Here is a 9,239-nt window from a genome sequence, read left to right on the forward strand (position 1 = left end):
GTGCCCCTCGAAGCCCACGACCCGGCCGTCGGCCATGCCGAACGTGGCGTGCCCGTAGCCCAGGACCTTGTTGGAGATGATCCCCGTTGTGAAGGTGTAGTCCGCGAAGAGGTCGCAGTTTTGGCTCCAGCAGTTGCGGCCCAGGTAGAAGCCGGTCTCGTCCCACTCGCCCCGGCCGTCGTCGCCGTAGAAGTTGACGCACGACTTGTACCCCTTGACGATCTCGTTGAGCTTGAACAGGCAGCGCTGGTCGGCGTTCATGGCCTCCAGTTCGCCCGCCACCAGCAGGCGCAGCGTCTTGACGTTGGGCGGGATGGCGATGGTCACGGCCTGCTGAATGCTTTCGACCGAGAGTTCGGAAAGAAGCTGCATACGTCCTCCATGGTTGGGGTTCCAGGGGAGCGCTCCCGGTCACGTCGGCCGGGAGCGGACAGGGACCGTCTGCTGAACTCGAATTCCGATCGTACAAGTCGGCATGCGCGAATCCGTGCGTGCCGCATGCGCTGCATTCGTATCGGATGTGCCGTTGCGATGTTTAGGGAATTGCGTGCAAACGTGCGATTATAAGAGGTGTTATTACATTTAGGCCGTTATGTTCTGGGTGTCGCCTGCATCACCGGTTCGGGGGCTCGAAGGGGAGGGAGGCGGGAGAAATCGCACGGTTTTTCCGGGCGGAATCCGGCGGGCAGGTGGATGCGGGGGCGGGGAAGGAGGGGAGGCGTCGGGCAGAAGCCGACTCCGTTCCAGGAGCCGGGGGTCACTCCGTGCGGGCCAGGGCCTCCACATCGCCTCGCTCGATGGCGTCAAGGCCCCGGGCGATGCGCCCGGCGGGCCAGTTCCACCAGGCCAGTTCCAGCAGGCGCTCCACCGTGGCCTCGTCGAAGCGGCGGCGGATCACCCGGGCGGGGTTGCCCCCCACGATGCAGTAGGGCTCCACGTCGCGCGTGACCACGCTGCCCGCGCCCACCACCGCGCCGTGCCCGATGCGCCGCCCGGGCAGGATCACGGAGCCGTAGCCGATCCAGACGTCGCAGCCCACCACGGTGTCGCGCGCGGGCGGGGCGTCCTGGGGCAGGGGGCGTCCCCAGCCGGGGAAGATGCCGAAGGGGTAGGTGGAGAGCCCGTCCATGGCGTGCACGCCCCCGTGCATCAGGAAGCGCACGCGGCTGGCGATGGCCGCGAAGGCCCCGATCAACAGCCGGTCCCCCAGGAAGTCGAAGTGGTAGAGCACGTTGTTGGTCTCGAAGTCCTCGGGGCGCTCGTCGGGCGCGCCGGTGCAGTCGAAGTAGGCGTAGTCGCCCACCTCGATGGTGGGCCGCGTCACCACGTTCCTGAGGTAGACCAGGGCGTGCGTGCCGGACACGGGGTGGACAAGGCCGGGGTCGGGGAATCCGGGGAGAACGTGGGGCATGGGTGATCCTTTCCTTTGGCAGGAGAGCCGGAAACCTCCGTTGGTCCCCTGACGCGCCAGCGCTCCGGAGCGCGGCAACTTTGACCTTCCAGGGGCCAAATGGAGGGAATTTTTTCCCTACGTGTTTTTCAACATGCTGAAAATATGATGTATTCATGCTTTGGCACGGAGTAAGCATACCTCTGGTAACAACAAGGAAAGTTGCCTTACCACAAGGAGGTAATGCCATGTCCCTGGTCATCAACCACAACCTCATGGCCATGAACGCCGCGAGGAACCTGTCGGACTCGTATTCGCAACTGGGCGTCTCCACCCGCCGGCTCTCGTCGGGCCTGCGCGTGGGAACGGCGGCCGACGACGCCGCCGGTCTGGCCATCCGCGAACTCATGCGCGCGGACATCAACTCCCTCAACCAGGGCGTGCGCAACGCCAACGACGCCATCTCGATGATTCAGACCGCCGACGGCGCACTGCAGGTCATCGACGAGAAGCTCATCCGCATGAAGGAGCTGGCGACCCAGGCGGCCACCGGCACCTACACCTCGGACCAGCGCCTGATCATCGACTCCGAATACCAGGCCATGGCTTCGGAAATCACCCGAATCGCCAACGCCACCGACTTCAACGGCATCTACCTGCTCAACGGCAACCTTTCGAGCAACACCCACGACGGCGCCGGCATGAGCCCCGTGGGCAAGATCAAGATCCACTTCGGCACCGGCAACTCCAGCGCCGAGGACTACTACTTCATCAACATCGGCAACTCCACCGCCTCGGCCTTCGGCCTGGGCCTGGGGGCCAATACGGCCGACAGCGCCGGGCGCAGCATCTCCACCCAGCAGCTTGCCCAGCAGGCCCTGGAGAAGATCAGCCTGGCCATCGTCTCCAAGGACAAGATCCGCGCGCAGCTGGGCGCCACCCAGAACCGCCTGGAGAACACCATCCAGAACCTGCAGATCCAGGCCGAGAACCTGCAAGCCGCCGAATCGCGCATCTCCGACGTGGACGTGGCCACCGAGATGACCCAGTTCGTGCGCGAGCAGATCCTCACCCAGGCGGCAGTGGCCATGCTCTCGCAGGCCAACAGCCTGCCCAAGATGGCCATGCAGCTCATCCAGGGCTAAAAGGCCTTCTGACCGAGCGTTCAAGAGGACCAGGGACGGGGGGGCCGGGAAGGCCCCCACCCCGGTCCGGATTTCCGCGCACCGCCGGGCCGCGCGTACGCCGCGCCCCGGGAGTCCCCCGCAGGGGCGCGCGGGCGGGTCAGGAAGGCTCGCCCAGGGCCTGCAGGGCCATGCGCGCCGCCGACTGCTCGGCCTTCTTCACGCTGGGCCCCGTGGCCTGGATCACGCGGCCGTCGGGCAGGGACAGTTCCACCTCGAAACGTTTCTCGTGCTCCGGTCCGGAGCTTCCCATGAGCCGGTAGATGGGCCTGGTGCGCATGTCGCGCTGGGTGCGCTCCTGCAGGCGGCTTTTGTAGTCGCGCGCGCGGGACTGCTCCACGTCCTCGGGCCACAGCGGCGCATAGATGGCCCCCACGGCAGATTTTGCCCCCCCGTATCCCCCGTCCTGGAACACCGCGCCCAACAGGGCCTCCATGGCGTCGGCCAGCAGCGAGTCGCGCGTGCGTCCGCCCTGGCCCTCCTCGCCCTTGCCCAGGAGGATGGCCCGGTCCAGACGCAGGGAACGCGCCAGTTCCGCCAGGGCGGGCATGCTCACCAGCTTGGAGCGCAGCTTGGTCAGCGCGCCTTCCGGGGCCTCGGGGAAGCGGCGGAAAAGCTCCTCCGAGACGGCAAGCTCCAGCACGGCGTCGCCCAGGAATTCCAGGCGCTCGTTGTGGACGCATCCCTGCTCGTTGGCGTAGGAACTGTGGGTCAGGGCCGTGACCAACAGCTTGACTTGCCCAAAGCGATAGGAAATGGCATCCTGCAGATTGTCCAGAGCTTCTTCCGTCATTGCAATCCTTTCCTCCGGCGGCCGAATGGAACGAGCGGATCCCATGCAAGCGCTTTTCGAACCCCGCACCGTTGCCGTGGTGGGCGCTTCGCGCACTCCCGGCAAGGTGGGGAACCTGGTGGTTTCCAACCTTCTCAGCGCGGGGTATCAGGGGGCAATTTTGCCGGTCAACCCCTCGGGGGGCGAAATCCTGGGCCTTACGGCCGTCACGGACGTCTCGCTCCTGCCCGAGGGCGTGGACCTGGCCGTGCTCTGCGTGCCCCGGGAGCAGACGCCGGACTGCCTGGAGGCCCTGGGCGCGCGCGGCTGCCGGGCCGCGGCCGTGATCACCTCCGGCTTCAAGGAGGTGGGCCGCGAGGGCTACCACCTGGAGCAGCGCATCGCGGAAATCTGCGCCCGGCACTCCATGGCGCTGCTCGGCCCCAACTCCCTGGGCCTGGTGAACGCCCGCACCGGGCTCAACGCCACCTTCGCCGCAGGCAACCCCGAGCCCGGCGGCATCGCCTTTTTCTCGCAGTCCGGCGCGCTGTGCATCGCCATCCTGGACGCCGCCCAGGGCAAGGGCATCGGCTTCTCCAAGTTCGTGAGCCTGGGCAACAAGGCAGCCATCGACGAAATCGACATGCTGCGCACCCTCACGCGAGATCCCGACACCAAGGTGATCCTGGGCTACGTGGAGAACATCAAGGACGGCCAGGAATTCCTGCGCGCCGCCCGCGACGCCACGGCCGTGAAGCCCGTGATCATGATCAAGTCCGGCTCCACCCCCGCCGGGGCGCGCGCCGCCTCCAGCCACACCGGCGCCATGGCCGGGGCCGAGGACGCCTGCCAGGCCGCCTTCGTGCAATCCGGGGTGATCCGCGCCTCGGGCATCGAGGAAATGTTCCATCTGGCGTTGGCCTTCGCCACCCAGCCCCTGCCTGCCGGCCCCAACCTCTGCGTGGTCACCAACTCCGGCGGCCCCGGCATCCTGGCCGCCGACGCGGCCGAGCGCGCGCTCATCACCCTGGCCCCGCTGCGCGGCCAGACCATCGAGGAGCTGCGCGCCATCCTGCCGCCCCACGCCGCGCTCTACAACCCCGTGGACATCATCGGCGACGCCCGGGCCGACCGCTTCGCCCAGGCCCTGCGCATCGCCGCCGCCGATCCCCTGGCCCACATGGTGCTGGCGCTCATCACGCCCACCCCGGCAATGATCGCCGAGGAGGCAGCCCAGGCCGTGGCCGACCTGGCCAGGGACCTGGACAAGCCCATGGCCGCCTGCTTCATGGGCGAGACCAAGGTTGCCGGGGCGCGCGAGATCCTGCGCCGCGCGGGCGTGCCCTGCTACGACTACCCGGAGCCCGCCGTGGAGGCCCTGGCGGCGCTCTTCCGCCACGCCGAGTGGAAGAAGCGCCCCCTGCCGGTGGAAGTCTGCTACATGTCCAACAAATTCATGGCCCAGGACGTGATGGCCAAGGCCCGGGCCAAGGGCTACCGCGAGCTCGTGGAGTTCCAGGCCCTGGACCTGCTGCGGGCCTACGGGCTGCCCGTGCCCAAGACGGAGCTGGCGCGCACCTCCGACGAGGCGGCGCGCGCGGCCAAGGCCATCGGCTATCCCGTGGCGCTCAAGATCGCCTCGCCCCAGATCTCCCACAAGACCGACGTGGGCGGCGTGGCGGTGAACATCGGCGACGAGGAGAACCTGCGGCGGGCCTTTCTTTCCATCACCAACCGCGCCCGGCGCGTGAAGGAAGCCTACGTGCTGGGCTGTCTGGTGCAGGAGATGGCGCCGCGCGGCTCGCGGGAGGTCTTTGCCGGGTTCAAACGCGACGCCCAGTTCGGGCCGCTGGTGCTCTTCGGCCTGGGGGGGGTGTACGTGGAGGTGCTGCGCGACGTATCCTGCCGCCTGGCGCCGCTTTCGCTTTCGGACGTGGGGGAGATGGTGCGCGAAATCAGGAGCTATCCGCTCCTGCGCGGCGTGCGCGGCGAGCCGCCCGTGGATTTCCGCGCCATCGAGGACGTGCTGCTGACGCTTTCGCAGATCGCGGTGGATTTCCCCGAGATCACGGAGTGCGATTTCAACCCGGTGATGGCCCATCCGGGCGGGGCGCTCGTGGTGGACGCCCGCTTCACGCTGGCCCCGACGCTGGGGAACGGGGGTTGATCGCTTAGCGCGAACAGGGCAAGTGACGGGGGATCGTCCCGGCGCTCAACATCTTGGCGGGTTTCGGAGGAAGCCATGGCTGGCATCTACGTTGGTTCCACGGCGGGGTATTCGGGCAAGAACATGGTCATCATGGGCCTTGGCCTGAAGTTCCAGAAGGAAGGCTACAACGTGGGCTACTACAAGCCCGTGGGGGCCATGCCCAAGGAAGTGGCCGGGAAACTGGGCGACGACGACGCCAATTTCGTGCAGGGCGTCCTGGGCCTGGAGGAAGACCCTGCCGAGGTCACCCCGGTGGTGGTCACGCAGGACTTCAAGGTCAAGGCCTTCTCGGGCCGCTGCGAAGACCTCATGGGCAAGATCTCGGAGGGCTACGCCAAGCTCTCCAAGGGCAAGGACGTCACCCTCGTGGCGGGCTCCGGCTCCATGTACTCGGGCAAGTACTGCGGCGTGGACGGCGTCACCGTGGTCAAGAACCTGGGCATCCAGTCCATCGTCATCGACCGCTTCCAGAAGGAGCTCAACTACGACTACCTCGTGGTGCTCAAGGAGGCCCTGGGCGACAATCTCATGGGCGTGGTCCTGAACGACATCACCCCCAACTTCCTCGACGAGGTGGAAAACCTCATCGTGCCCTTCCTCAACCGGGCGGGCGTCAAGGTGCTGGGCGTCATCCCCAAGGACCCGCTCATGGGGGCCATCAAGGTGGCCGACCTGGCCGAGAAGCTCGGCGGCAAGGTGATCAGCGCCCAGCACAAGGCCGAACGCATCGTGGAGAGCTTCCTCATCGGCACCATGCAGGTGGAGAACTTCCTCACCCACTTCCGCAAGAACAAGAACGCCGCCGTCATCGTGGGCGGCGACCGCTCCGACGTGCAGCTGGTGGCCCTGGAGGGCGACAGCCCCTGCCTGGTGCTCACCGGCAACCTCTACCCCAACGACATCATCCTCACCCGCTCCGAGGTGCTGGAGATTCCCATCATCGTGGTGCGCGACGACACCTTCTCCGTGGCCAAGAAGATGGAGACCATCCTCCAGCGCCACAAGCTGCGCGACATCATCAAGATCAAGCAGGGCGCGCAGCTGGTGAGCTCCAACATCGACTTCGAGCACATCAAGAAGGGCCTGGGCCTCAAGTAGGCCGGGACGCCCCGCCGGAAAGCCCCCCGGGGCCGGACGCCTGGCGCGTCCGGCCCCGGGGGGCTTCGCGTCCGATACCATCGCGGAGGGATGCGCGCCAAAGCGGCCTCCTGCGCCTTGCGCGCGCCGCAGGCCCGGCCGCAAGGTACGGGCGCTGTCGCAAGAACCGGAGAATTCAGGCTGGACGTTCTTGCCGGAGCGTACGATTCATTTTATGTCATGCGCATGTCACGCGCCGCCGCCTTGTTCCTGCTTTTGTTCACGTCCCTGGCTTTCGCCGGGCGCATTCGCGCGGAGCAGTTCACCTTCAGCGTGCAGTCCGACCAGCATCTGGAATTCGCCCGGCAGATCTGTCTTGAGGCCCTGAAAAAGGCCGGGCTCGACGCCCGGTTCGAGCCCTTCCCCGTGGCCCCCGAAAAGCGCCTCGGCGCTGAGATGGCCTCCGGCAAGCTCCACCTGGCCTTCATCCCTCCCAACGACGACCGCCTGGACCTGGAGAAGGCAGGGGCCGTACAGGGCATCCGCTTCCCCCTGGAGCGCGGACTCCTGGGCTACCGGGTGTGCCTGCTGCGCGCCTCGGACGGGGATCTTCTGAAGGACGTCAGGACGCTGGAAGACCTCAAACGCTTCACGGTCGGGCAGGGCTTCGGCTGGGGAGACGTGGACGTGTACAAGGCGGCGGGCGTCCCCGTGGTGGAAGTTCCCTTCACCTCGCCCACCGACCCGCTGCGCTCACTGGCTGCGGGCTACTTCGACCTGCTGCCGCTCGGAGCCAGCGAATACGAGAAGTTCCTGAACAGGGCCGGGCAGGAGGGCTACGGCATCGAAGCGGACAGGCGCCTGCTCATCCACTACCCCTGGTTCCGCTACGTCTGGGTCTCCAAAACGGCCCCGGACGCCGAACTCCTGCTGGATCACCTGTCCAAAGGGCTGGACCTCATGGCCGCCGACGGCTCTTTCGTGAGCATCTATGAGCGCTACAAAGGACGCTTTGATCCGGCTTCGCTCAGGGGCCGGACCGTCATCGACCTCCCGAGCCCCTACGCCCGGGAGGGCGACATCCCGCCCCGCTACCGGCATGTGCTGATAGTCCCCCGCTGACTCTGCCCGGCAGACTTTTCCCATGGGCCGCTGCGGCGTCCGCCGCCCTCTCCAAGGTTCCGCGGACGCCCCCTCCAGGAGGGAGCACGGCCAGGCGCCGTCTAGGCCGACGTGGAAGACGTGGACGAAACCGACGCCGTGAACGACGCCCCGCCGGAACTGGAACTCGACGAGCCCGCCGAGATGCCCAGGCTCGACAGGACGCTGGACACGGCCGAGTCCATGGCGGCCATGGGGTTGGAACCGTTGGCGGAACGGTACTTGATGGCCGCGTTCTGGCCCATGGCGCCGCCTTCGCCGCCCGACGGCTGCGCGGGGGGCTCGAACGCGGGCATGGAGCCCGACTCGGCGGATTCCGCCCACTTGTCGGCCATCTCCTGAAGCGCGCTGGCCTCGTTGGAGTCCGTGGCCTCGGACGCCTTCTTGGACAGGGCTTCGGAGATGCCCTGCGCCGCCTCCTTGAACTTCCCGGGGTCCGACGCGGCCAGGTCCGAAAGGGCCTTCATCTGCTGCCCCCCCTTGGAGATTTTCGCTTCGTCGATGCCCTGGCCCTGGCTCATCAGATCCGATGCCGTCGCGCTCTGGGTCTGCGTGGTCCCGGTGATCAGCGAGAGCGTGGACGACTGGCTGGACGTCAATGCGGAGATGGACATGGCTTGCCTCCTTCCAAACAGGTTTTGACCCCCTGATCGGACGGAGCAACGCCCGGTTTAGACCCGGAAAACACCGCAAAACAATCTCGCAACCCCTTATCACTTCAGACGAAAACAGTTCGGCATCCTACCCGTTCGCTTGTGCCGCGATTCCGGGCGTTTAGCCCTCTCCAAAGAGGGTCGGGATTGTGTGAATATCCAACAAATCGAAAAGGTTACAACATGAAAAAAACGTAATGGGGCTTCGGGGCTCTGCAACCATGCGGGCAAATCCTGCATGCCAGTCGGAAACAGCAACTGTGCGAAATTTCATATGATGTTTCATAATTTGGGTCGGAGGCGACTTCCGGAATGTGCGCCTTGAGGAAAGTTACACGGCTCAAGCACCCGGAATCGCAGGGTTTCATTGGCAGGCAGTCCGGTACCGGACTTGCTCTCCCGCCAGCGACAAACAACCCATGCCCGGACGGCAGAAACGTCCGGCCCGCCGCACTCCGGGAGGCACCATGAGCATCGCAGGCGTCGGAAGCTCCGGCTCATCGTATCAGGTCAGCGCCGTTCAGAATCTCTACGATCTCTGGAACACGGACAAAACCACGTCCACATCCTCCAGTTCATCCACGCAGGACTCGTCCTCCCTGTCCCAGATGGGGCAGATGATGAGCCAGCTCTTCAAACTCTCCACCACCGACCAGGACGCCTTCAAGGAACTGGCCCAGCAGATCTCCGACGAGTACGCCTCCAAGGCCGAGAGCGCCTCATCCATCGGGCAGAGCAAGATGTACTCGTCCATGTCCGCCCAGTTCGCCCAGGCAGCCTCCACCGGCAGCAT

The 9,239-nt window shown here is 66.2% G+C and carries 8 protein-coding genes and 1 pseudogene; 5 read left to right on the plus strand and 4 right to left on the minus strand.

Annotated elements, in window-relative coordinates; translation table 11 throughout:
- Positions 1–372, minus strand: a 372-nt coding sequence (locus ACV4UX_RS15060) for a hypothetical protein (protein WP_491594101.1), incomplete at its 3' end; no start/stop codon positions are given.
- Between the two features lie 385 nt (positions 373–757).
- A complete protein-coding gene (locus ACV4UX_RS15065; protein WP_491594102.1) occupies positions 758–1,411 on the minus strand; it encodes a CatB-related O-acetyltransferase in 654 nt (217 codons plus the stop codon).
- Positions 1,412–1,638: 227 nt separating this feature from the next.
- On the opposite strand from ACV4UX_RS15065, the gene ACV4UX_RS15070 reads away from it, so the two are divergent.
- Entirely contained in the window at positions 1,639–2,535 is an 897-nt protein-coding gene (locus tag ACV4UX_RS15070) for a flagellin N-terminal helical domain-containing protein (RefSeq protein WP_491594103.1), read from the plus strand.
- Between the two features lie 139 nt (positions 2,536–2,674).
- Here the strand turns inward: ACV4UX_RS15070 and rnc are convergent, their stop codons facing one another.
- Entirely contained in the window at positions 2,675–3,367 is a 693-nt protein-coding gene (rnc, locus tag ACV4UX_RS15075) for a ribonuclease III (RefSeq protein ID WP_491594104.1), read from the minus strand.
- Between the two features lie 25 nt (positions 3,368–3,392).
- Between rnc and ACV4UX_RS15080 the strand changes: the two genes are divergently transcribed.
- The 3 genes from ACV4UX_RS15080 (at position 3,393) to ACV4UX_RS15090 (ending at position 7,754) form a co-directional block, all read left to right on the plus strand.
- On the plus strand, positions 3,393–5,513 hold the full coding sequence (locus ACV4UX_RS15080) for an acetate--CoA ligase family protein (RefSeq protein WP_491594105.1): 2,121 nt from the start codon (positions 3,393–3,395) through the stop codon (positions 5,511–5,513).
- A 75-nt stretch (positions 5,514–5,588) separates the two neighbouring features.
- A complete protein-coding gene (locus tag ACV4UX_RS15085; RefSeq protein ID WP_491594106.1) occupies positions 5,589–6,653 on the plus strand; it encodes a phosphotransacetylase family protein in 1,065 nt (354 codons plus the stop codon).
- Positions 6,654–6,878: 225 nt separating this feature from the next.
- Complete coding sequence (locus tag ACV4UX_RS15090; protein WP_491594107.1) at positions 6,879–7,754, plus strand: hypothetical protein; 876 nt, start codon at positions 6,879–6,881, stop codon at positions 7,752–7,754.
- Between the two features lie 101 nt (positions 7,755–7,855).
- Here ACV4UX_RS15090 and ACV4UX_RS15095 read toward each other — a convergent pair whose 3' ends face one another.
- Complete coding sequence (locus tag ACV4UX_RS15095) at positions 7,856–8,407, minus strand: hypothetical protein (RefSeq protein WP_491594108.1); 552 nt, start codon at positions 8,405–8,407, stop codon at positions 7,856–7,858.
- Positions 8,408–8,913: 506 nt separating this feature from the next.
- Here ACV4UX_RS15095 and ACV4UX_RS15100 point away from each other — a divergent pair.
- A pseudogene (locus ACV4UX_RS15100) lies at positions 8,914–9,239 on the plus strand (hypothetical protein); the annotation flags it as partial.

Source organism: Fundidesulfovibrio sp., assembly GCF_058402725.1.

What these genes read in the sequence shown, in the direction of transcription:
- ACV4UX_RS15085 (WP_491594106.1), top strand. Translation starts at nt 5,589, where the DNA reads ATGGCTGGCATCTACGTTGGTTCCACGGCGGGGTATTCGGGCAAGAAC.
- ACV4UX_RS15080 (WP_491594105.1), top strand. Translation starts at nt 3,393, where the DNA reads ATGGAACGAGCGGATCCCATGCAAGCGCTTTTCGAACCCCGCACCGTT.
- ACV4UX_RS15090 (WP_491594107.1), top strand. Translation starts at nt 6,879, where the DNA reads ATGTCACGCGCCGCCGCCTTGTTCCTGCTTTTGTTCACGTCCCTGGCT.
- ACV4UX_RS15070 (WP_491594103.1), top strand. Translation starts at nt 1,639, where the DNA reads ATGTCCCTGGTCATCAACCACAACCTCATGGCCATGAACGCCGCGAGG.
- rnc (WP_491594104.1), bottom strand. Translation starts at nt 3,367, where the DNA reads ATGACGGAAGAAGCTCTGGACAATCTGCAGGATGCCATTTCCTATCGC.
- ACV4UX_RS15095 (WP_491594108.1), bottom strand. Translation starts at nt 8,407, where the DNA reads ATGTCCATCTCCGCATTGACGTCCAGCCAGTCGTCCACGCTCTCGCTG.
- ACV4UX_RS15065 (WP_491594102.1), bottom strand. Translation starts at nt 1,411, where the DNA reads ATGCCCCACGTTCTCCCCGGATTCCCCGACCCCGGCCTTGTCCACCCC.